We start from the raw sequence: 22,801 nt of genomic DNA on the forward strand, positions 1-22,801 counted from the left end.
CCACAGCTCGTACTCTTCGTCGAGCGCCATAGCGAAATGCCTTTCCAACAAGGAGCGCAGCAGCTAGTCTGCTATCAGCGTCTTCCCACGAGCCAACACATGATCGCATTCATTGTAGCGCTATCCTTTATTCTCGGCATCGTCAGCGCTGTTCACGCTATTTTGGAAACTCGAACCCCGCAAGGTGCCATCGCCTGGGTGGTTTGCCTGCTCGTTTTTCCAATTGTGTCTGTGCCGGCCTACTGGGTACTCGGACGCTCGCGATTTCATGGGTATGTGAACGCATGGCAAGAGGCATCGGACGCGATACGAAAGCCTCTCGATGAGGCACTGGAAGAATTCAAACCGTTGCAGGTACAAGCGCCTGAATCAATGCCAGAATATGCCGCGATCACTAGGCTGGCTAACTTCCAGTTCGTCACTGGGAACCACACCGAGCTACTAATCGATGGCCAAAACACCTTTGAAAGTATTGAGGCCGGAATAGAGGCCGCAACTGACTACGTCTTATTTCAATTCTACATTCTGCGCCTCGACGGGGTGGGCAATCGGTTTAAAGAACAGCTCATTCGCAAGGCCCGCGAGGGAGTTAAGGTGCTGGTACTTTATGACGAGCTCGGCAGTAGTTCACTCGCCAAGGAGAATGCCGCCTCGCTGGTAGCGCCGAATATCAGCGTGCGACCCTTCAACACTCGTCAGGGCCGCCGCAATCGTTTTCAGCTGAACTTCAGGAATCACCGAAAGATCGTCGTCGTTGACGGCAGAGTGGCGTGGCTTGGGGGCCTCAACGTCGGCGACGACTACCTGGGGCTGGACCCCAAACTATCGCCGTGGCGAGACACCCACATGCGAATCGAAGGCCCGGCCGCTGTGACGGCTCAGGCAATTTTCGTCTCCGATTGGTACTGGGCTGCGAGAGAGTTTCTGGACTTCTTGTCCTGGCGGCCATATCCGACAGAGGCCGCAGGCAAACCGGCCCTGGTTCTGGGATCCGGGCCTGCAGATGAATTGGAAACCGCCAGCCTGTTTTTTACCACGGTTCTTAATCTCGCCCGCGAGCGCATATGGATTGCCACTCCCTATTTCATACCTGACGAAGCAACCATGGTTGCTCTGCGCCTCGCGCTGCTCAGAGGCACCGAGGTCCGTATTCTGACTCCGCGCCTGAACGACAATTGGTTCGTTCGACAAGCAGCCAATGTCTATCTCAGTGAACTCGCCGATATGGGAGCCCGAATTTTCTTTTATGAGAAGGGTTTCATGCATCAGAAAGTTGTCCTGATAGACAGCGCTGCAGCCATCATTGGCACTGTAAACTTCGACAATCGTTCTTTCCGCCTGAACTTTGAAGTATCCGGCGCTGTTGCCGACAGCGAATTCGCGAACCAGGTGGAAACGATGCTGGAGCAAGACTTTGGCAATTCGACAGAGGCCTCAGATTACCGGTTGCGCGATCAACCTTTTCTGGATCGCCTCCAGGCTCGCACTGCAGCGCTGCTGGCGCCGGTGCTGTGAGCCGCCCTGAACAGGCTTGCCCTCTTTGGCGTTCTCACCGTATAGGCCTGCTCACTCACCTACTTTTGCTGCTACTTATCACAAGCTGTAGCACACAAGAAAAATCATCCGATACATTGGCCGTGCTCTCTGCCAATACTTTACGCCCAACCCAACTGTTCATCCCTGCGTCTTATCACGATGGAAGGCCAGCGCCCCTACTCATCCTGCTCCATGGCTTTGGGCTCGATGGCCGGCTTCAGGATGCCTACCTGCATATTAAACCGGCGGCACTCGAACGCGGCTATCTCTACGCCCATCCAAACGGTACACGTGACGCAGGCGGCTCTCGATTCTGGAACTCGGGCGAAGCCTGCTGCAACTTCTTTAACGCGTCCGTAGATGATGCTGCCTATATCACGGAGCTGGTGAATGAGGCGAAAGAGCGTTTCAAGGTTGATCCGGAGCGAGTTTTTTTGGTGGGTTACTCAAATGGAGGGTTTCTTGCACACAAGCTCGCTTGTGATCAGGCAGACACTTTCGCCGCTATCGTGAGCATTGCCGGTTCGATGGATAGTTATAATTCGCCTTGCATGGTGAACGGGAGGGTCAGCGTTCTGCAGGTACACGGCACTCTCGATCTCACGATTCTGTATTCGGGCGGGATGCTGGCCGGCAGTCAGTATAAAGGGGCAATGGATACAGCAGAGACATGGGCTGCCCGTAATGGCTGCCAGTCGCCGCCGGAAAAGGCGCCCAACATCGACCTCGAAGCTGGCATCGCTGGACGAGAGACTGGCGTTTATCAGTGGCGCAAAGGTTGCGATTCAGGCGCTCACGTGGAGCTCTGGAAAATTAACGCAGCGAGCCACGCGCCCTTGTTCAATAAGCAATTTACCGGAGCGCTGCTGGACTTTCTTGACGACAATATTGCCGCCAAAGGAACTACTTTATGGGGCGGCCCAGGGAATCAGTGATACGATGCGAGCAATAATCCATGTTCCGCTCCTGTCTCAAGCTACACTGGCTCGGACATGCGTGAGTTTCAAGAACTCGATGGAGGGCACCGATGCCTGATACAGCCGCAGAATTGTCAGCGCTTAAGCAGCAGCTAGAGCAGGTGCGTGAAGCACGTCTAAGTGCACCGGCGCCAACCACTCCCCCGCCTGTGCCGGTTGAAACCGACGCGCCCGGCGTCGATACCATACCCGAGGCACTCAGCGACTGGCTGGATGAAAACGGTGAACTCGATCCGGAAATCGCTATGGAAAAAATACAGAAATTCGGGCGTGAATGGCTGGAGGGGTTCAATGAAGACCTGTCCGATGCCAAGCCATCAAGCATTCTTGCAATATTTGCTCTCGGCGTGATGGTCGGGAAACTAAGTTAGGAGAACATCATGTCTGATCCGGTATTCAAACTGCAGCTGCTCGCCCGGGCGGAACTGGCGCTAACGGAAATCTATGCCCGCCGCGCCGCCACTCGCACAGGCTATCTGGCCTTCGCCCTGGTCTTGGCCCTACTTGGGTTGGGTATGCTCAATCTCGCAGGCTACCTGGCCCTGAGCACGAGTGTCAGCCCTGCGATGGCAGCCTTAATCATGGCCATCGCCAACGGGGTCATTGCTGCCTTGGTCATCTCGGCTAGTCGCAAAGCGGGCCCCTCTGAAGGCGAAGAGCGCATGGCCAGAGAGCTCCGTGAGTTGGCCTATCGTGAGGTAAGCGAAGATGTCGATGAAGTTAAAGCCCGGCTTGAACACCTCACTGGTGAAGTCACTGCGATAGGCGAAAGTGTCAACCGCGGTGCCAGTACCTTGAAATTCCTGATTGGCCTGCTGAAAAAGGGATAGCGTTGAGATGGGCAAGCGAAAACGCAAACAACAACCGGTACTGGTGCTGCACCGAAAATCAGCGAACCGGCCTGAAGTAAAGGCCGCCGTGAAAGCAGTGCGTAGTCGAGGTATTGATCTCAAGGTACGCATTCCCTGGAACAAGAAGGACAAGCCCCGCGTAGTGCGTGAACTCATTGCCGCGGGTCACCAGCGCCTGATCGCCGGCGGCGGCGACGGCACGCTCAATGCCATCGCCGACGCACTGGTGCGCCATGCAGAACACGACGAGTGTCCCACGATGGGCATCCTGCCGCTGGGCACCGCGAATGACCTGGCTCACGGCCTTGGCTTGCCCTGTGAAGATCTGGATTCCTGTCTCTACCTCGCCGCCACGGGCGATGCGAAGCCGATGGATCTGGGTATTATGAATGGCCGACACTTCATCAATGTAGCCAGCGGCGGCTTCGGAGCCCAGGTGACTGCGACGACGCCTCAAGACGTCAAACGTCATCTGGGTGGCGCAGCGTATACACTCAACGGATTGATCAAAATCTGGGAGATGAAGCCTTACCGAGGGTCTCTTCATCTTCCCGGCCAGGCACCCATTGAAGGGAGCATGGTATTGATGGCGGTCGGTAACAATCGCCTGGCAGGTGGTGGCTTTGAGGTCGCTCCGGCCGCAGATCCCGCAGACGGCCTCCTGGATCTCATGATATTGACCGATTCCGTGATCACCGAGCCCGGGCCCACCCTGGCCGAGCTCAAGGACCCGCTCAATCCCGCCAACACACGCCTGCGCTATGTGCAGGCACCCGCGTTCAGGATAGAGGCAGAGACCCCCGTCCATATTAATCTGGATGGGGAGCCGGTTGTTTCAAAAGAACTGAACTTCTCTGTACTCGAGCACGCGCTTAACGTGGTGTATTAAGAGCAAAGCTCGGGAACCTGTCTACTGATCGCAAGTGACAGGAACGGTATCGCGCTCCGAGCACAACAGCTCTCAGTAGTTCCACATCGTACCGTCTTCCAGACGTACCACTGGATGATAGCGGCGCTCGTAGCTGTAGCGCTGCGCCTCATTCTCATCGAAATCTACGCCTAGCCCCGGCGCATCGCTGATAAGAAATTGGCCGTCTTCGCAGCGGTGCTCAGAGGGAAACAGAGCATCGCACTCAGGGGTTCCCAGCACCAGATATTCCTGAATGCCAAAATTGGGAGCCCAGGCGTTGAGGTGGCCCTGGGCGGCCATTGAGATCGGGGAATGACTGGGTGCCCCATGGAAGCCTGTTCTAACGTGATGGATGGCGGCCAGCTCGACGATCCGTTTGGCGTGGGTAATGCCGCCAGCATAGGTAACCGATACCCGGATAAAGTCGATGAGTTCCTGCTCGATCATATCCTTGCAGTCCCAGAGCGAATTGAACACCTCCCCTATCGCTATCGGAATTGTGGTGTGCTCCCTGATAAGCTTAAGAGCCATCTGATCCTCCGCGGGCGTTGGGTCTTCAAGCCAGAACAAATTGTACTTCTCAACTTCCCTGCCGAAGGCAGCGGCTTCCCGGGGGGTTAATCGATGATGGACATCGTGTAGAACCTTCAACTCCGGGCCGAAGCGATCTCGAATTTTCTCGAAAACATGCGGCATATACCTCAGGTATTTTTCACTATCCCAGATCTCCTCATCTGGCAGCGTGCCGTATTGGGTAATGAAGTGTTTGCTATCGTCATTCTTGCCAGAGATTCCGTAGCCTCCGGCTGGCATTCCAGGGATGCCGCATTGCACCCGAACCGCCTTGTATCCCTGGGACTGGTAGTGCTCGATCGTATCGAGCAAGGCCTCCAGGTCTGATCCAGTGGCGTGAGCGTAAACCATAGCGCCATCGCGGCTTTTGCCACCAAACAACTGATAGGCTGGCAGGCCGGCCACTTTTCCCTTGATATCCCAAAGCGCCATATCAATCGCGCCAATCGCCGCCATCGAAATTGGCCCGCGTCTGAAGTAGGCACCGCGATAAAAGTACTGCCAGATATCCTCGCTGTTCATCGGATCCTTGCCAATAAGACAGGGAATCAGATAGTCCGTCAGATATTGGGCTGGGAGGGTTTCGCGATTGTTGAGGGTGGCATCCCCGAGGCCGTAAACACCCTCATCGGTCATGATCTTTAAGGTAACGTAGTTCTTGCCGGGGCCACCAACGAATACTTCAGCATGTGTAATTTTCAAAATAGTTTTCCTGTTCCAGTCGCCACAAAGGCAATCAATATGAACCGTCTACAAGTCGTCTTAAACCAGTGTTGCCATCCCGCAGCTCAGCGGACAGCAAAGATGCCGGCATATCCTGATAGCTAACCGGCCTTAAAAAACGGTAAATCGCAGCGCTGCCCACCGACGTAGTGCGGCTATCTGATGTCGCGGGGAATGGCCCGCCATGAACCATCGCGTGACAAACCTCCACACCAGTTGGATAACCATTGCAGAGCACCCTGCCCACCTTGCGCTCCAGCACGGTAAGCAGCTTTCTGGCGATATCAGTATCATCATCATGCAATTGCAGAGTGGCCGTCAGCTGTCCTTCCAGAGACTCCGCCACGGCAACGAGCTCCTCTGTTGATTCACATTGAACGACAAGTGACGCCGCACCAAAAACTTCATCTTGCATACTCGCGTCTTCGAGAAACTGTTTTGCAGTAGACATGAATAGATTCGCCTGACATCCGTTTGGGGAATCTGCTTCCGCTCCCTGTGAAAGCAGTTCCACTGCGGGATTTCCGACCATGTTTGCAACGCTGTTCTCATAGGCTCGATGAATACCTTCGGTCAGCATAGTCTGCGCCGGCACGCCGGAGAGGTCCGCAGAAGCTGCACTGATAAATTCATTGAGCGCTTCGCTCGCCAGCCCTACAACGAGGCCAGGGTTGGTGCAAAACTGCCCTGCCCCCAGCGTCAATGAACTCACAAATCCAGAAGCCAGCTCCTCCCCGCTGTTTTCAAGAGCATTGGGCAGCAGGAACACAGGGTTAATACTGCTCATTTCTGCATAGACTGGAATGGGCTCCGACCGTCTTGCAGCGACATTCATTAGCGCCAGACCTGCTGCTCTCGACCCCGTGAAGCCAACGGCTTTTATGGCTGCGTCCGCTACCAATGCTTTTCCTATTTCAATTCCACTGTCAAAGAGCAGCGAAAATACACCCGCGGGGATATTGCTTCTGCTCGCGGCACAGTGAATTGCTTTTGCTACGAGCTCACTGGTACCGGGATGCGCTGGATGCGCCTTGACGACAACCGGGCATCCCGCAGCCAAGGCAGACGCGGTATCGCCACCGGCCACCGAGAACGCCAGCGGAAAATTGCTGGCACCAAATACCGCTACGGGGCCCAGTGGAATGTGGCGAAGACGAATGTCAGACCGAGGCAATGGCGTTCTATCGGGCAGCGCAGGGTCAATTCTCGCATCCACCCAGTGGCCTGCGCGTACCACACTGGCAAACAGCCTCAACTGGCCGACCGTTCGACCGCGCTCACCTTCGATACGTATCCGTGGCAGGCCACTTTCAGCCACGGCCCTGTCAACAAGCGCATCACCCAACGCGAGAATTTCTTCGGCAATGCACTCGAGAAAGCACGCCCGCTGCTCCAACGGAATATTTCGATACTCATCAAAAGCGACAGATGCAAGGCTACAAGCCTCGCGGACATTGTCCTCATTCGCACACGCAAATGACGGCTCGAGCGTTTCCCCGCTCGCCGGGTTCTGTGCGTAAAACGCTGTGCCACTCCCTGCAATACAGCGCCCGCCTATGACCATCTCACCGCAAATATTCACTTCAACTACTCCTGTTAGTAACTTTCTTTCACACTCGGACCGGGTTGCTTATGTCAGCACCATCGTCGACATCATCCTCATCGCTGTCATGCCCTTCTGGGACGTCAGTTGTCGCAGAGAAGAGCGCAAAGCCGACGAGAAAAACCAATGCGCCACATGCCAGAAACACGAGCCTGCCCCACAGTGGATTTGGCATCGCCATCAAGGCCATTACCAGGATTCCCGCTATAGCGACCATACGGCCCAACAAGATGCGCTGGCGGTTATCCAGGTGGGCATGGTCTCGTTCCTCTTTCACCAGCGGCGTATGGATATTGGTAAAGAAGCGCTCTACCGCTTCACTTCGTTCCGCGGGCAACTCTTTATAGAACAGCGTCGTCAAACAAAAGAAGCCTCCGGTGATAACAATGTGACTGAACAGACTGATCGTGACTGTAAGGTCGGTCCACTCGCGCCGCGTGAATTCAGTGCTCAGACCCAGCAGCTGCTGCACATGCGCAGGCTCCAGGACTGCAGCGATGAAATAGGAAACGATAGCGCCGACCATGATCGTCGCCCAGGCAGCCCAGTCGGGAGTCTTGCGAATAAAGAAGCCCAGGAAGCTCGGGATCATTTGCGGGAATCCCAGCAGCGCACTCATATATAACATCGCATCAAACAGGCTCAGTTCCTTCAGCGAGTTCAAGAACAACGCCAGCGAAATAATGATCGCTCCAAAGCAGATCGTCGCCACGCGAGAGACAATCATCAGTCGACTTTCTGAGATGTTCGGAACCAGTACCGGCTGCACAAAGTTTTTAACAAATATGCCCGCATTACGATTCAATCCAGAATCGATAGAGCTCATGGTCGCAGCAAACATCGCTGCCACTAACAGGCCGATCATACCGACCGGCATATAGATCTCGACGAAGGCGAGATAGGCTGCATCTGCATATTTCGCGCCGAGCTCAGGATGCATGGCACTGATATCTATGCCCGAACCCGCCATAAACCACGAAGGAATGAACCAGATAATGGGCCCAAGCGTCATCAGCAGACACGCCAACAACGCGCCTTTACGCGCATTGTTTGAATCCTTGGCGGTGAGGTATCGGTAGGAGTAAAGGATGTTATTGGTCAATCCAATTTGCTTGAGGAAAATACTAAACGCCCAGACATAGATGATGGCCATGTAGTTCATATCTGATCCGGCGACGAAATCACCCGGGAATTTTTCGACGATTGGCATGAAACCGCCCGCCTCGTAGATCCCCACAGCAGCGCAAGCCACGGTGACAGCCACAATCACAATCATCTGCATAAAGTCCGATGCAATCACAGCCCAGGCACCACCGGTCACTGACATAATCAGTACCACGAGGCCGGTGGCTATGATCGTGACCTCCATGCTGTAGTCAAAAATAGTAGAGGTAACAATTGCCAACCCATTTAGCGCGATACTTGCGCTAATCATGGTGGTGAACATATTGACCCACGCAAAGGCCTGCTCATTAGTCTTACCAAACCTCAGGCGCAAGGCCTCAACCACCGTGACCACCCGCATCTGTCGAAAGCGTGGCGCGAAGTACAGGTAATTCAAAAAGAACCCGATAGCGTTACCTACAAAAATAAAAGCCACCGCGATGCCGTCCGTGTAAGCCTTGCCAGCAGCCCCTGTGAATGTCCACGAAGAGAACTGGGTCATAAAGGCGGAGGCACCCACCATCCACCAGAGGACGTTTCCCCCGCCCCGGAAATAGTCGCTGGTATTACTCGTGAGATTTCTGAATGCCCAGCCAATGGCGATCAGGAATACGAAATAAATCAGCACAACCGCCGTATTCAAATCCATAACAACTTCTCTTATCCGGGTGCGCTATTAGCGGTGCTAATCAATTTTTCGCTTGTTGCGGGTTTTGCGGCTTAATGCCACCAGTTCGTTCAGATCTTCAATCGTCTTAATCAATTGCGGATGTTTCGATATCACCGAAATTTCATCGTCTATCCCGCCAATATGGCTCTGCAGTGTCTTACCAGCCACATCCGGGTTCTGAGCCACGATGGCATCGACAATTTTCCTATGCTCGCTGACCACAGCTTCACTGCGTTTTACACCGAACAAACGTTTCAAGTGACGCACTCTATCGAGCTCGGCTTTGGCAGCATTCAGCGTATCCCAGGCACTGTTCAAACCTGCAAGTTCAAACAGTTTGCGATGGAACTTCTCGTCGAGGGCGAAGAAATTGGCATAGCTCTCTTCATGCATTGCGCTTTCTTGCTCATCGACTATTGCCCGCAGTTCCTCAGCACCTGCTGGATCTACTCCCATCAGGGCAAGTCGTTTCACACAGCCTGATTCCAGCTGCTGGCGCACAAAGCAATCCTGCAAGTAGCGATCAATATTGATCGGGGTCACGTAGCTTCCGCTTTTGGGAACGACTTCGACCAATCCTTCTCGGGTGAGTCTGATGATGGCTTCGCGCACTGGCGTCTTGCTCGCATCGAGAAGGACAGCCACGTCTTTCTCTACCAGCGGCATCTCCGGCGGCAGAGACAAATCGATTATGCGTGCCCGCAGCAACTTGTAGATCCTGGCGACCAGGCTCGCCTCGTCACACAAATCGTCCTTGCGCAGTACCTCACCGAGGGGTTTGATCTCGAATTCCAGCTTTTTCATTGCTACATATCTAATATATTAGATTTGCATTCTAGCCATCTATTGAGAGAAAATACAGCCCTCACAACAAACACCTCTACCCAGCGACCACTGGAACCCTGTCTATGAACTCAGATACACACGCCATTTTGAAAGCAACAAGCACCGCCTCGATCGCTACGATGCTCTACAAGCGCGGGCTCAGAGGGCAATACATTCAAGGGGTAGCGCGCCTGAACCCGGCAGCACAGAGAATGGTTGGGCCGGTATATACCCTGCGCTATATCCCAGCGAGGGAAGATCTGAACCCCATCACCGTATTTCAGGATACGAACCACCCCCAGCGCCGGGCGGTGGAGGAAATACCCAGCGGTCACGTGCTGGTGATGGACTGTCGTCAGGATGCCAGCGCCGCGTCGGCCGGCTCGATTCTCGCCACGCGCCTGGAAATTCGCGGCTGTGCCGGGATTGTTACGGATGGAGGCCTGCGTGATGCAGAAGAGATCGCGCAGCTAGACATGCCTTCCTTCTGCACCAAGCCGTCAGCGCCCACCAACCTGACCAAACATCAGGCGATGGACCTCGATGTACCCATCGGCTGTGGCGGCGTAGCGGTTTTCCCCGGCGACATCGCTGTCGGCGACGGGGATGGCGTGATCATCATTCCCGCACATCTGGCTGACGAAATCGCACAAGAAGCCAAGGGCATGGAAAAATACGAAGCCTGGGTGATCGAACAGGTGAAATCGGGCAGGCCCATTATTGGGCTCTACCCTATGAACGAAGATACCCGGGCTGAATTCGAGGCCTATCTCGACGAATAGATACGCTGGCAGGAAACGTCATTGTCTATGAAAGACTAGTTCCAAACCTGGCCATAGAATCGAACCAGATTCTCACCAAGAAAGCCGGCGATCTCCGTTTCTGTCCAACCATAGGTCTCTTCCAAAACGCGGGCAACAGCCCACATTTCGCTGGGCTTACCCATATGCGAAGGCGTCGCATAGCCGCTTTCCACCGGAAAATCTTTTGGATTGCGCAATATCCAATGCAGCGTACCTGCATAATTCCACACATAATCCGAACCAGCACAGACATGTTCCGGCCCCGTCAGATTACGAACGTACTCAGCGTGTTTGGCAATGCTGAAAGCTGAGGCGTCGCCACCAGCGTTCAGGAAACCACCAATGAAGTTCACACAGATAACGCCACCGGTCGACGCGACGGCCTTGATGGCTTCGTCTGATGCGTTGCGGTCAATCGGCTGTAAGGTCGCCACATTTGAGTGTGACAACATGATCGGCTTGGTGCTCGCGGCAGCACCTTCGATACAAGTCTGGTTCGAAGAGTGTGAGCAATCAAAAGCTATACCCTAACGGTTCATTTCCCTGATAACAGCGAAGCCCGCCTCGTGAACACCCTGATCGGTGCCATCGGAGTTTGAGACTCCTCCATCGGCATAGGGGGTATCAACATTATAGGTAGCCATAATCTGGCGCACACCAAGATCATAAGCCTTGTGTAAATTGCTTATCGCTTCCTTTTCATCACCACTCTGACTGAGCGGCATCATGCCCTGGTAGTTGTGAAACACGCCCAACTTGCCACTTTTCTTGGCCTTGTAGAAATCATCAACCGTACGCACTTGCATGTACTTGTCACTACGTTCGGCCCAGTACTTGTTGGTATCCTCAAGTCGTTTGAATACCACATCAGGAGTATCTTCCGCATTGGCGTTGGTGACCGTCCAGGACGCGACATTATATTGATGCTCGACTGAATGAGCGGTGCCGACCTCATACATTTCACTACTGAAACCTGCTGGAAAACCCGGAGCGCCCACGGCCAGTGAATCGACGATCATGGTGTCGCGAAAACGATACTTTATACAGTCGTCCTGCTGCATCTGCGCTTCACTGCGAGGGTTAGCGACCTCTACCAGAAATTGCACATACTCATCGAAATATTGTTCTTCCGTAGGGCGAGGTCGCATCTCAAATTGTGGAGAGACGATCATCGCCGAGGGCTCACTTTTTGTGCAGGGATCAGCTGCACTGGCTATTGCAGGCAACAGAAAAATCAGAATCGCTGCATGAAAGAACACGTTTTTAGTCATCACAGGACCTCTCCGAATTTCAGGACCCGAATAGCCTAATACAAAATTTTTGTGCGTGCGAACTCAGCCACTCATTCACCCCTGCAGGTGACCCGTCTTAACGTAAATCACGCACCCTTGCTCGCTAAAAGGGCTGTGAACGCTACCCGGAGGGTTACGTAGCCAGGTTCCTGCGGGATAAGCACCCTCTTCATCTTCAAAAACGCCGGAAATCACGAAGATTTCTTCCCCTCCAGGATGCCGGTGTTCGACAAACCGACAACCGGGCTCCCATTTCACCAATGCCACGTGCTCTGCACCAAACTCATGCAGCGGCATCACCGACAAACCTGCGGCGGCCCCAGGACGCCAGGCGGTCTGTTTGGTATCAATCCGCACAAAATCCTGGTCCGCAGGATCAAACTGCTGCAGCTTGACAAGGATGACCGCTCCGTCTCTGGAAAAAGGTTTGTGCGAAGACCCCACCGGATTGCGGACATACATACCTGTTGGAAAGTCGCCCATCTCGTCAGAAAACACACCATCCAGTACGAGAAATTCTTCCCCTCCCCCGTGAGTGTGGGCATCGAAATAGGAGCCCGGCGCGTAGCGGACGATCGTCGTGGCGCGGGCCACCTCGCCGCCATCACGTTCGAGCATACGTCGCTCTACCCCCGCCAATGGCGATGCCACCCAGGGCAATTGATTGGAGTCCACGACTGCGCGTTGAGCAAGGTCGGCGTGTATCTGCATCCGTCTAGATCCTTTCGTTGTCACTGCTAGCATGCGCAAAGTAAGGTTTACGAGCAAGACTAAACCATGGATCTTCGCTGCCTGTAGCGGATAGCAGCACGCTTCGTCCTTGTGTTTCACCAGTCCAACTACGATACTCAAAGACTTGCACCACAATAAGAAGAAGCCATTGCGCTCAAAAAACCTGCTCGACACCACCAACGGACGCTTCCTGACATTCGGTCTGCTCTATATCTCGGAAGGGATTCCCTACGGCTTCACGTCCACCGCCATGGTGGCCATCATGCGCAAGCAGGGGCTTAACCTCGAACAAATCGGCGTATTCGTCGCCGCCCTCTTCCTACCCTGGGCCTTCAAATGGGCATGGGCTCCCCTGATCGACCTGATCAAGCTGCCACGTATCGGGGGCCGCAAAGCCTGGATCGTGTTTTGCACCGTTATGATGATTATCACGGTGGCGATAACCGGCCTGATCGATTTCGCAGAAAATTTTCACCTCGTGCTGATGATGGTTGTCCTCAACAATGTGTTTTGCGCCACTCAGGACGTGGCTATCGATTCGCTCGCGGTGAATACCCTGAGAGAAGAAGAGCGAGGACGCGGAAACGGCTTCATGTTCGGCGGCCAGTATCTGGGCATTGCCTTGGGCGGGGGCGTCGCGATCTTTGTCTACGGCCAATTTGGTATAGAGACAACCATGACGTACATCAGCGGCATGTTACTGATGACACTGCTGTTCGTGCTGTTCTTCGTCAAGGATCCGGAGGCGAACCCCAACGCGCCCAGGGAACCGGGTCTCGGTAGTAAATTGATCCAAAACCTGGTGGCCTTCGTTAAAACTACCTACGACAGTTTCTGGCGATCAGGGCCAGGCCCCAAACTGGGCACACTGTTAGCGCTTCTGCCTATGGGAACAATGGCACTCGCCTATGCGACCCTCGGCACGCTTCAGGTGGACTACGGTCTAGACGAAAACCAGATCGCGGCACTCACCATCTACAATACGATTGCCAGTGGTGCCGGCTGCCTTGTGGGGGGCTGGCTGGGCGACCGCTATGGCCTCAAGCGAACTCTCTTTGTGACCTATATATTGACCGCCCTGCCCACCCTGCTGCTCGCCACCCAGATCCAACAGCTTGGTCTGGCTGCGGTACCTGCCGCATTACTTTACGGGGCGATCATCGGCCATGGCCTCCTATACGGCATGTGCTTTGGCGTGTGCAGCGCCGTCTTTATGGGCATGACCAATCCCGCGGTCGCCGCCACCCAGTTTACTGCGTATATGGGCATGAAAAACCTGGCCATCAGCTTTGCCAATTACTGGCAGGGAAGCGTTGCCGAGAGCTACAACTACTCGACCGTTCTCTATCTGGATTCGCTGTTCATTCTTGTACCGCTCATGATCATTCCGTTCCTGCGCAATCGTGAACCCAAGCAGTTAAGCGCAAAAGATGAGGCATTGATCGAGATCAGTACCTAATATGCCGGGGATGACTACTGTGTGGGCTGATAGACAGGGGGTTTCTTGCTCGATTTATTCCTACTGGTAGTCGGCCTCGCGGGGCTGTGGGCCGGCTCGGAACTGCTGGTAAACGCTGCGATCTCGATCGCCGATCGCTTTCGCCTGTCCGACGCTTACATCGGCATGGTCGTTCTGGCGATTGGCACAGACCTGCCTGAGATATTCGTGGCGGCCGACGCCTCGATACACACACTGGCTGGGGAAGATTTCAGCCACGTTGTCATTGGCAGTGCGGTAGGCAGTTCCATGGGGCAACTTGGTCTTGTGCTGGGTATAGCTGGCTGTTTTGGTTTCGCGTCCAGGCCCTTCCGCAGAGTGTGGCGCAACGCATTGTTTCTCCTTGGAGGTCTGGCTGCTCTTGCCCTGTTCTCTGTTGATGGCGTCATCTCGCGTTTGCAGGGATGGGCTCTGATAGGCTGCTACGCGGCCTATCTCGCCTCGCTGGCACTCTGGCGCCCTGCCGCTGGAGATACGGAGCCCACAGAGCCCTCAAACACACCCTCAAGGGACCTCGTATACCTATTGGTGGGTTTTTGCGTATTGCTGGTGGCTGCAGAACTGACCGTTACCCACGCAGTTAGCTTTGCAGCTTACGTCGGTTTGAGCCAGCTCAGTGTCTCGGCGGTAATCATCGGCCTGGGCAGTTCGCTGCCGGAACTCAGTGTGTCGCTCATTGCGCTCTGGCGGGGCCGTGGCGGCCTCTCAGTGGGCAACCTGCTAGGCAGTAATGTGCTGGACACTCTGCTCGTACCGGGCATTGGTGCCGCGATCGCGCCGCTGATTGTGCCGCCTGAAGTGCTCTTCATTGATATCCCCATGTTGGCCCTTGTCACCACACTGGCACTCGGATTTCTCTACGCGTCACCGCGTGGCATCAAGATGCCCGAGGCCCTACTCTTACTCAGCATCTACCTGCTCTACGTCGGTATTCGACTGACTGCCTGAAATACTTCCTAGCAGTGATTAGTTTTTGTACTACGCTCAATTAACGTGTTTGCGGCTTTCACCGCGAAGATGTCGAATAACAATTGTGTTTTACAAGGAGCAGTAAAAATGAAAAACGTTCTGTTAGCGGTACTGTTACTACTTCCTCTGGGTGCTATGGCCCAGGAGGATTACTCGTGGGGGTCATACTGGTCGGTGACATCTGTCGACACCATGGATGGGCGCTTCGATGATTACATTGCGGACCTGAAAAAGAACTGGCGCCGGTCGTTGGAGATGCAGAAGAAAGACGGCCATGTATTGAGCTACAGGATGTTCGCTAACGCGGACAAACGCATGGGAGAGCCTGATCTGTGGTTGTTCGTGGAGCACAAATCCGCCGGCTCAGCCTATGACCTGCCCTACGACTATTGGGAGAAAATGGCCGATAAGCTCTGGGGCTCAACGGAAAAAGGCGACAAAGCGAATGTGAAGCGTGGTGAACTGCGCACCATCATGAGCAGCACCCTGCTGCGAGAATTCGACTTCAAGTGAGTTGAACCCCTGACGAGGAGCCGGGCCCCTGCGCCCGGCTCCTCACTCACATATTGAGTCCATGTTAGCTAACCACGGCATGCTTGATCTGTGTCAGAAAAGCTCCAAAGGGGTTGGAGTAGGATTTTGAGGTATAGGCCGAGTTGCACCGGCATAAAGCAGACCTTAATAATCCAGGTGACACTATGCGACGCACACTTCCCAAGCTGATGGCCACGGCAATGGCCGTGTTCACCCTTCACGCACCCGCTCACGCTGAAGGTTACGATTTCAATCACAATCTCGCGCAGGTTGACTACGCCCTGGAAAACAACCCCACGCACGCCCTGCGGCTGTCCATGGAATCCTGCATGCGCCAGCGCAATCACGCGGTGGCATTGAATCGACGCGGTCACGAAGAGCGAGCACGCAGGGCACTACAGTACTGCTTCGATTCCCTCAATCTCTCGCAAACCTACGTACCGAGAGAGACCGCTCCCTCCCGTAAAGAGCTCTCAGACAAGGCCATGGCTGAATTCGACGTCGCTATGACGTTGACGCCTGACGTGAGAAATGGCCTCGCGATCTATCGCGAATGCGCTGCCTGCCACGAACCCGAAGGCTGGGGTCGCACTACCGGCAGTGTGCCGCAAATTGCCGGACAGCACGCCAAGGTACTGATCAAACAGCTGGCGGATTTCCGTGCCGGCAACCGGGAGGCCGTGCTGATGGTGCCCTACGCCACGGTAGAATCTATCGGCGGTACGCAAGCGCTGGCGGATGTGACTGAGTACATATCGACTCTGGAGATGAGTGTGGAAAACGGCAAAGGTGCCGGTGAAAATTTGACCTTTGGCGAACAACTCTACAAAGACAAGTGTATGGACTGCCACGGCCCCAGTGGTGAGGGCAACAACGATGAGTTTGCCCCCCGCATTCAGGCTCAGCACTACAAATACATGCTGCGTCAGTTCAAGTGGTTACGCAGCGGCACGCGCGGCAATGCCAGTGACGAGATGACCTCACTCGCGCTCGCGCTTAATCAGGAAGAGATTGAAGCAGTGCTGGACTACGTGTCCCGGCTGCAACCACCGGAAGAGTTTATCGCTGCGAAGGACTGGAAAAACCCGGACTTCGAACAAAAATAGCACGGGTGATTTACGGCGCTTGACCTGAACATGGGTTCAAGTGCGGAGAAAACGCTGGGACACCGCCATGCCAACCAACATGGCAAGCACGAACAGTACCGTGTTGGTATTGAGATACACGAGGGCGGCGAGCGCGGGCCCCGGGCAATAGCCGTACAGCCCCCAACCCACGCCAAACAAAGCAGCGCCGCCAATCAGGCGACCATCGATATGCTTGCTGAGGGGCAGTCGGAACTCAGTGTCCAAGACCGGGGTCTGGCACCGCAGGATAAAGCGAAAACTCACCAGGGTAATGCAGACAGCACCGCCCATGACAAAGGCCAGGTCGGGATCCCACTGACCGAACAGATCCAGAAAACCCTGCACTTTGGCTGTGTCGGTCATGCCTGAGACCGCCAGGCCCGCACCGAACAGCAGGCCACATACCAGGGCGACAAGTGACTTCATTCAAATCACTCCCAGTAGCTGGCGAAACACATAGACGGTCGCTATACCGGCAGCCATAAAGGTCAGAGTAGCAACAAGGGAACGCAGAGAGAGCCGGCCCAGACCGCAAACACCATGACCACTGGTGCAACCTGAACCCAACCTGGTTCCAACGCCAACCAGCAAGCCGGCGACGATGGCCAGCCAGGCCGGAGCTTCACTGGCGCGGGGAAAAGGAACACCGAGCACCAGGTGGTAGACGAGCGCGCCGCCCAGTAAACCCAGCAGAAACATCCAGCGCCAGGCGTTGTCCGAGCTCGCTGAGATGGCACCCCAGAGAATGCCACTGATCCCGGCGATACGCCCCAGCAGGTACAGCAATAAGCTGGCCGCGACACCAATCAGGATTCCTCCTGCCAGCGGCGTGGCAAACGTCATCATCCCGCGAGACTCCGAAGCTCCTCGCGAACCCAGTCGAGAACCTCACCGTAGTTCTCACTCAAATGCGACTGGAGATTGTCTAGCGACACCAGGAGTTTTTCGATACTGCCATCGTTGATATTGATATGCCCCACTTTGCGGCCCGGGCGCACTTCTTTGTTATACCAGTGCAACTGGGTGTCGGCGAAATCCAACCACGCCTCGTCGTAATCCACGCCGATCAGGTTAATCATCACCGATGTATTACGAATCAGTGGTTGAGGCAGGGGCAGCTCAGTAATAGCGCGCAGATGCATTTCAAATTGACTGATACTTGCGCCAGCCTGGGTCCAGTGGCCGCTGTTGTGAACGCGGGGAGCCAACTCATTCACAATCAACTTGTCGCCGATTCGAAAACACTCCATCGCCATCACGCCGACGTATTCGAGTTTGTTTAAAATCGCTCCCAGCATCTGCTCCGCCTGCGGTTGCAGGTGATCCAGCCGTTGCAGCGGAGAGATAGATGCCATCAGGATACCGTTGACATGCAGGTTTCGTGTTAGCGGGTAGAACACCAGTTCGCCGCTCTGGGTGCGCGCGCCAACCAGGGAAACTTCTTCATCAAAGGGGCACTTCTCCTCGGCGATAGAGGTCTGTTTCCATTCGTCGGGAAGCGCATCACCGTCGGCCTGCTTCAGCCAGAGCTGACCGCGGCCATCGTAGCCGCCGGAGCGACGCTTGAGCAAAACCGTGTCACCCAACTCACGGTAGCACTGCTCCGCTGAGGTCGAGGCTTCTACATTCAGCCACTTTGCGGTGGCCACACCGAGTGCATCGATCAACTCTTTCTGAGTCTTGCGATCGGCGGTGCGCCCAAAGACGGTGTTGTTTTTGAAGTTGCCATGGGCCTGTAGCGCCTGGCCCGTTGGCGTCTGGGGCCAAAGTTCACGCTCGGCGGTAATAACACCATGAGCGGGCAGTTCAGGGGCTGGCAGTGTCGGGTCATCGACATTGACCGGATGTACGTTAATACCCAGGGGAGTCCCGGCGTACTGCATCATGCGCCCGAGCTGACCAGCGCCAATCACCCAAACATCTTTCATAGTCAGGCCGCTCTACTGCTCACGTGGGTCTGGATTGTCGAGTACGTCCTGCGTTTGCTGGGCGCGGAAGGCGGCCAGCTTTGCGGCGACGTCGGCATCGTGCAGGGCCAGCATCTGGCTGGCCAGCAGCCCTGCGTTGAAAGCGCCAGCGCCACCGATCGCCAGTGTGCCGACAGCTACGCCACGTGGCATCTGGACGATAGACAGCAAACTGTCATTGCCGCTCAGTGCCTTGCTCTGCACTGGCACGCCCAACACAGGCAGCGGCGTCATCGCAGCGATCATACCGGGCAAATGCGCTGCACCGCCGGCGCCAGCGACAATCACATCGTAACCATTGGCCTGAGCCTCTTTGGCAAAGCTCATCAGCTTGTCGGGCGTGCGGTGTGCAGATACCACTTCCACGTGATAGCTCACACCGAGCTTGTCCATAATGCCGGTGGCTTCCGACATGGTGGGCCAGTCGCTCTTGGAGCCCATGACCACCGCTACTTTCGGCTGGCTTGTCGCTGTCATTTACAGTCCTCGCATTCGCGCAGATTGTGCGAAAAAGCCGGCGATTATAAACCCAGAGCGAGCGGAAACAAAGCGCCGCGCCAACTTGCCGCTACAGCCCTCAGGGCGTGACCAGGTACTTCTCGCCCGTTCTCATCACGCTGTAATCGAGCACTGCTTCTTTGGTCAGCATTTCTTCCAGGGTGACGTTCGCTTTGTAGGAACTGGCAAAAGTGGATGTCAGGCCTTCCAGCACGCGTTGACGCATGCGAATCACCGTTTCCATGCCCGCATGCTGCAGGAACGGAGTGAGTAGCCAGCCAGACAGCGTCCAGCCGAAACCGTAGGCTGGGGTGAGGATGGTGGGACCCAGATCGAGACGTCCGTAGATGAACATTTTCTTGGCCTGATCAGAGCCATAGCGTGAGAATTCCGTCATCTTGCGTGACGCAACCTGCTCCATCGCTTTGAAACAGGTATCCGTCATCTGGCCACCGCCAATGGGATCGAAGCCAAAATAGGCGCCAGTTTCATCGATAGCGGCACAGAGCTGGGCGAAGAAATCATCGTCCGAAGTGTTGACTATATGAGTGGCGCCGAGCCCCTTGAGCATTTCGACGTGTTCCTGCTTGCGCACAATGTTCACGAGTGCGATGTCGTCCTGTTGGCAAATTTTCACCAACATCTGACCCAGATTAGACGCCGCCGCCGTGTGGATGATCGCGCTCTGCCCTTCAGCCTTCGCGGTTTCCACAAATCCCAGCGCGGTCATGGGGTTAACGAAGGCGGAAGCCCCCGCTTCAGCAGATATGTCACCCAGCGGCAGGCAGAGGCCGGCATCGGCAATACAGTATTCCGAATAAGCAGTGCCTGGGACACAAGCTACACGCTGGCCTACAAGAGACTGTGCATACTCGCTGTCGCCCGCTGCGACGACCTCCCCGGCACCTTCATTACCCACGGGCAGGCGTATCCCGTGACGCGCTTTTTGCCCGCTATAGAAGGGTTCCGGCATATCTGCAACAAATTTGCCAGCGCTGTATTCTGCATTGGCGAGATCGGCCGGGCCCGTGAGTATAGCCAGATCAGAGGGATTAATAGGCGCCGCCTCCATCCTCACCAACACCTGGTTGCCAGTGGGCTCGGCGACCGGTGCCTCGGCGACTTCTACGGTCAGTTTGCCATCGGCCAGGGTGCTAAAAATTTGTTTGCCTGTTGTAATTGCGGTGGTCATTGATTTCTCCAATCCTCGGGTTGCTGCTGGACGTTAACACGCTCACAATACGCGATCTAGATATTGATGGATTTGAACCACAGTGACCCTGCAAAAAATTGCTCTCGCCGCTCTCTCCAGCCTCGCTCTGAGCGGCTGCTTCCAGACCCAGCTCAAAGGCGGGGTCGGCGACGCCGAACTCAGCATCGCGCCGCTGCGGTTCCCGAATAATATCCAGGCCAGCGCCACATCCTGGAATGCGGCGACCCTGCGAGAGAATTGGGGGGAAGACACCTGGGCCGACGCCAGCGATCTCTTCAAACTGATCTCCGTGGGCGCTGCGCAGCCCAATACCGACGGTATCGACCCCGCCACCCTGTACCTGGTCACTGCCACCGGCGGCGTAGACTACGACCCTAATCTGCAGCAGAAACGCCTGAGCGATAACCCAGAAACGGTACAGGGGAGCTGGCACGCTATCGTCAGCGGCGAACGCATTCTGGAGGGCAACCTGAAAGTCTCTGCCCTCACCGAGGCACTCTATCTTCAAGTACGCAATGCGGGCTTCGACTCACAGCAGGAGGACGAGATTCTCACCCAGCTCAACGCCGCGGCACAGCTGGTGGTAAGCGATATCGATGACAATGGCATCGTCGACTACAACGATGTGTTGCGTTTTCATCGCTCTCTCGATGCAGAATCGTTTGTTGGCGACCTCGCCGCGCTGGACCGGCTTGCCAGGGGCGTTATCGCTGGCCAGCCCGAGAGCACTCTGGCTCAGCATGCCAAAGACGCTTTCAGTACCTCTCCCGTCACCCTGACGTTTGACGCAGGGATTGTCGAAGTTGAAACCTACAACTGGGAAGCCCCAATCACCGCGGCAAACTTCCTCAACTATGTGACCACGGGTTTTTATGACCAGACACTGGTTCACCGCGCGATTAACGATTTCATGATCCAGATGGGCTGGATTGCCTACCTCGGCCGCGATACCTTCGAGCGGATAGAGTGGGAGCAAAAAGCGCCCGGCCCCGCCATCTTCAACGAAGCCAGCAATGGCCTCTCAAACGTGCGCGGAGCACTGGCCATGGCTCGCACCAGCGACCCCAACAGCGCCACCAGCCAGTTCTTTATCAACCAGGCAAACAACACTTTCCTGGACTATGGCTCTGCCAGCAACCCCGACGGCTACGCGGTATTCGGCCGAGTCATCTCCGGGCTATCAGTGGTAGATACCATCGCCGCCGAGCGCACTACCTCGGTTAGCGGTATCGGTCAGGATGTTCCCTCTCGCGGCGTTGTGCTTGAATCAGCAGTAGCGGGAAACTGAGGCCCACATGAATTCTCCCACCCTTGAGATCGGCCGCTACAATGAGCTCACCATCCTTGAAACAGGCGATCACGGTGTCATTCTGGACGGTCATCAAGCTGGCCGTCTGCTGCTCTCGCGCCGCCAGTGTCCTCCGGACCTAAGCCCCGGGGATAATCTGGAGGTGTTTATTTTCGTCGATTCACTCGGCGACGCTGTACCCACCACTCGCCGCCCGGCGGCGCAAGTCGGCGAAGTTGCCTGGCTAGAGATCGTAGAGGTGAACGAGATCGGCGCCTTTGCGGATTGGGGCATGAGCAAAGACCTGTTCATTCCCTTCGCCGAACAACCCCACAAACTCAGCAAGGGTCGCCATGCCCTGGTGCGCGTCTACATCGACAACAAGGGCCGCCTCGCTGGCTCCAATCGTATTGATCACTGGATAGAGGATGAAACCGAGGGATTTAAAACAGGCCAGGCGGTGAGACTGATGATAGCTGACAAGACCGAAATGGGATTCAAGGCCATCATCAATCACCAGTATTGGGGGCTACTATACGCCAACGAACTCTACCAACGGGTGCGTAAAGGCCAGACCGTAGACGGCTACATCAAGCGCGTGCGGGACGACAGCCGAGTAGACCTCACCCTGAGTCAACCGGGTTTCAGCAAGGGCAAAATGGCGGGGATCAGCGAGCAGATACTCGCTGCGCTCGAAGACAATGACGGATTCCTGCCCCTAAACGACAAAAGCCCACCCAAAGAAATTTACGCGACCTTCAAGGTCAGCAAAAAAGTCTTCAAGCAGGCTGTTGGTGGTTTATACAAGCAGCGCAAGATTGTGCTGGAAAATGGCGGGATTCGCCTTTCCGACTAATTGCCTCGCGGCGTGGCTGTTTTCACTGCACCCAGAATAGGTGCTGAACTGATGCCGGACTCAATCACATCAATTTTGTTACCAGATTCCAGGAACGCCTTGGTTTGCTCGGCGATGGTCTCAGAACTGGTCACCGCGGCCGGGGCCTTGCGGGATGAATTTTTAGATCGTAGTTGCGCCATGATGGCCTCC

At 55.3% G+C, this 22,801-nt stretch carries 23 protein-coding genes and 1 pseudogene; 12 read left to right on the top strand and 12 right to left on the bottom strand.

Translation table 11 applies throughout. The features are described from left to right. The first annotated feature begins 99 nt into the window (after positions 1–99). The 5 genes from cls to yegS all read left to right on the top strand — a co-directional run bounded on the left by cls (position 100) and on the right by yegS (position 4,253). A complete protein-coding gene (gene cls / locus EY643_RS11945; RefSeq protein ID WP_170287381.1) occupies positions 100–1,515 on the top strand; it encodes a cardiolipin synthase in 1,416 nt (471 codons plus the stop codon). Positions 1,516–1,637: 122 nt separating this feature from the next. Beyond that, positions 1,638–2,471: a CE1 family esterase gene (locus EY643_RS11950; protein ID WP_205743052.1), complete on the top strand. Its 834-nt coding sequence runs from the start codon at positions 1,638–1,640 to the stop codon at positions 2,469–2,471. Positions 2,472–2,563: 92 nt separating this feature from the next. Continuing rightward, positions 2,564–2,884: a hypothetical protein gene (locus EY643_RS11955; protein ID WP_153239457.1), complete on the top strand. Its 321-nt coding sequence runs from the start codon at positions 2,564–2,566 to the stop codon at positions 2,882–2,884. A 9-nt stretch (positions 2,885–2,893) separates the two neighbouring features. Next, entirely contained in the window at positions 2,894–3,343 is a 450-nt protein-coding gene (locus EY643_RS11960; protein WP_153239458.1) for a phage holin family protein, read from the top strand. Positions 3,344–3,350: 7 nt separating this feature from the next. Continuing rightward, positions 3,351–4,253, top strand: a complete 903-nt coding sequence (yegS, locus tag EY643_RS11965; protein WP_153239459.1) for a lipid kinase YegS — start codon at positions 3,351–3,353, stop codon at positions 4,251–4,253. 72 nt (positions 4,254–4,325) lie between these two features. Here yegS and manD read toward each other — a convergent pair whose 3' ends face one another. Genes manD through EY643_RS11985 form a run of 4 tightly spaced genes read right to left on the bottom strand, consistent with a single transcriptional unit; the run spans position 4,326 to position 9,811 of the window. Then, positions 4,326–5,549, bottom strand: a complete 1,224-nt coding sequence (gene manD / locus EY643_RS11970; protein ID WP_153239460.1) for a D-mannonate dehydratase ManD — start codon at positions 5,547–5,549, stop codon at positions 4,326–4,328. Between the two features lie 34 nt (positions 5,550–5,583). Beyond that, positions 5,584–7,152, bottom strand: a complete 1,569-nt coding sequence (locus tag EY643_RS11975; RefSeq protein ID WP_153239461.1) for an aldehyde dehydrogenase (NADP(+)) — start codon at positions 7,150–7,152, stop codon at positions 5,584–5,586. A gap of 28 nt (positions 7,153–7,180) precedes the next feature. Then, positions 7,181–8,986, bottom strand: coding sequence for a sodium:solute symporter family transporter (locus EY643_RS11980; protein ID WP_153239462.1), 1,806 nt, complete (start codon positions 8,984–8,986; stop codon positions 7,181–7,183). 36 nt (positions 8,987–9,022) lie between these two features. After that, entirely contained in the window at positions 9,023–9,811 is a 789-nt protein-coding gene (locus EY643_RS11985; RefSeq protein WP_153239463.1) for a GntR family transcriptional regulator, read from the bottom strand. A gap of 104 nt (positions 9,812–9,915) precedes the next feature. Between EY643_RS11985 and EY643_RS11990 the strand changes: the two genes are divergently transcribed. Then, positions 9,916–10,614, top strand: a complete 699-nt coding sequence (locus EY643_RS11990; protein ID WP_153239464.1) for a ribonuclease activity regulator RraA — start codon at positions 9,916–9,918, stop codon at positions 10,612–10,614. Positions 10,615–10,649: 35 nt separating this feature from the next. Here the strand turns inward: EY643_RS11990 and EY643_RS19780 are convergent. Both EY643_RS19780 and EY643_RS12005 read right to left on the bottom strand, forming a co-directional pair. Beyond that, positions 10,650–11,906 (bottom strand): annotated as a pseudogene (locus EY643_RS19780) (dipeptidase). A gap of 75 nt (positions 11,907–11,981) precedes the next feature. Continuing rightward, positions 11,982–12,638: a cupin domain-containing protein gene (locus EY643_RS12005; protein ID WP_153239467.1), complete on the bottom strand. Its 657-nt coding sequence runs from the start codon at positions 12,636–12,638 to the stop codon at positions 11,982–11,984. Between the two features lie 169 nt (positions 12,639–12,807). Here EY643_RS12005 and EY643_RS12010 point away from each other — a divergent pair, with 169 nt between their 5' ends. From EY643_RS12010 to EY643_RS12025, 4 genes are all read left to right on the top strand, one after another. Beyond that, positions 12,808–14,118: an MFS transporter gene (locus tag EY643_RS12010; RefSeq protein ID WP_170287383.1), complete on the top strand. Its 1,311-nt coding sequence runs from the start codon at positions 12,808–12,810 to the stop codon at positions 14,116–14,118. Between the two features lie 45 nt (positions 14,119–14,163). Further along, the gene (locus EY643_RS12015; RefSeq protein WP_153239469.1) at positions 14,164–15,105 is read left to right on the top strand and encodes a sodium:calcium antiporter; all 942 of its coding nucleotides are present in this window, start codon (positions 14,164–14,166) and stop codon (positions 15,103–15,105) included. A 108-nt stretch (positions 15,106–15,213) separates the two neighbouring features. Beyond that, positions 15,214–15,639, top strand: a complete 426-nt coding sequence (locus EY643_RS12020; RefSeq protein ID WP_153239470.1) for a hypothetical protein — start codon at positions 15,214–15,216, stop codon at positions 15,637–15,639. A gap of 185 nt (positions 15,640–15,824) precedes the next feature. Beyond that, the gene (locus EY643_RS12025; RefSeq protein WP_153239471.1) at positions 15,825–16,766 is read left to right on the top strand and encodes a c-type cytochrome; all 942 of its coding nucleotides are present in this window, start codon (positions 15,825–15,827) and stop codon (positions 16,764–16,766) included. Positions 16,767–16,802: 36 nt separating this feature from the next. On the opposite strand, the gene EY643_RS12030 is transcribed toward EY643_RS12025, so the two are convergent. The 5 genes from EY643_RS12030 to EY643_RS12050 all read right to left on the bottom strand — a co-directional run bounded on the left by EY643_RS12030 (position 16,803) and on the right by EY643_RS12050 (position 20,444). Further along, on the bottom strand, positions 16,803–17,213 hold the full coding sequence (locus tag EY643_RS12030) for a DUF6691 family protein (protein ID WP_153239472.1): 411 nt from the start codon (positions 17,211–17,213) through the stop codon (positions 16,803–16,805). Further along, the gene (locus EY643_RS12035) at positions 17,214–17,633 is read right to left on the bottom strand and encodes a YeeE/YedE family protein (protein WP_153239473.1); all 420 of its coding nucleotides are present in this window, start codon (positions 17,631–17,633) and stop codon (positions 17,214–17,216) included. Further along, positions 17,630–18,715: a 5-(carboxyamino)imidazole ribonucleotide synthase gene (gene purK, locus EY643_RS12040; RefSeq protein WP_153239474.1), complete on the bottom strand. Its 1,086-nt coding sequence runs from the start codon at positions 18,713–18,715 to the stop codon at positions 17,630–17,632. The genes EY643_RS12035 and purK overlap by 4 nt, the downstream gene beginning before the upstream one ends. Positions 18,716–18,727: 12 nt before the next feature. Then, positions 18,728–19,231, bottom strand: coding sequence for a 5-(carboxyamino)imidazole ribonucleotide mutase (gene purE / locus EY643_RS12045; RefSeq protein WP_153239475.1), 504 nt, complete (start codon positions 19,229–19,231; stop codon positions 18,728–18,730). Positions 19,232–19,331: 100 nt separating this feature from the next. Further along, positions 19,332–20,444: a zinc-binding dehydrogenase gene (locus EY643_RS12050; RefSeq protein WP_240732686.1), complete on the bottom strand. Its 1,113-nt coding sequence runs from the start codon at positions 20,442–20,444 to the stop codon at positions 19,332–19,334. A gap of 82 nt (positions 20,445–20,526) precedes the next feature. On the opposite strand from EY643_RS12050, the gene EY643_RS19785 reads away from it, so the two are divergent. After that, a complete protein-coding gene (locus EY643_RS19785; protein WP_240732687.1) occupies positions 20,527–21,753 on the top strand; it encodes a peptidylprolyl isomerase in 1,227 nt (408 codons plus the stop codon). Positions 21,754–21,760: 7 nt separating this feature from the next. Continuing rightward, positions 21,761–22,609 carry a CvfB family protein gene (locus tag EY643_RS12060; RefSeq protein ID WP_153239476.1) on the top strand — a complete coding sequence of 283 codons (849 nt, stop codon included), beginning with the start codon at positions 21,761–21,763 and terminating at the stop codon, positions 22,607–22,609. Here the strand turns inward: EY643_RS12060 and EY643_RS12065 are convergent. Then, positions 22,606–22,791 (bottom strand): hypothetical protein, encoded by a 186-nt coding sequence (locus EY643_RS12065; protein WP_153239477.1) that lies wholly within the window; start codon positions 22,789–22,791, stop codon positions 22,606–22,608. The genes EY643_RS12060 and EY643_RS12065 overlap by 4 nt on opposite strands. Between the last annotated feature and the right edge of the window lie 10 nt (positions 22,792–22,801).

It is taken from the genome of Halioglobus maricola, from assembly GCF_009388985.1.
Lineage (GTDB): Bacteria > Pseudomonadota > Gammaproteobacteria > Pseudomonadales > Halieaceae > Halioglobus > Halioglobus maricola.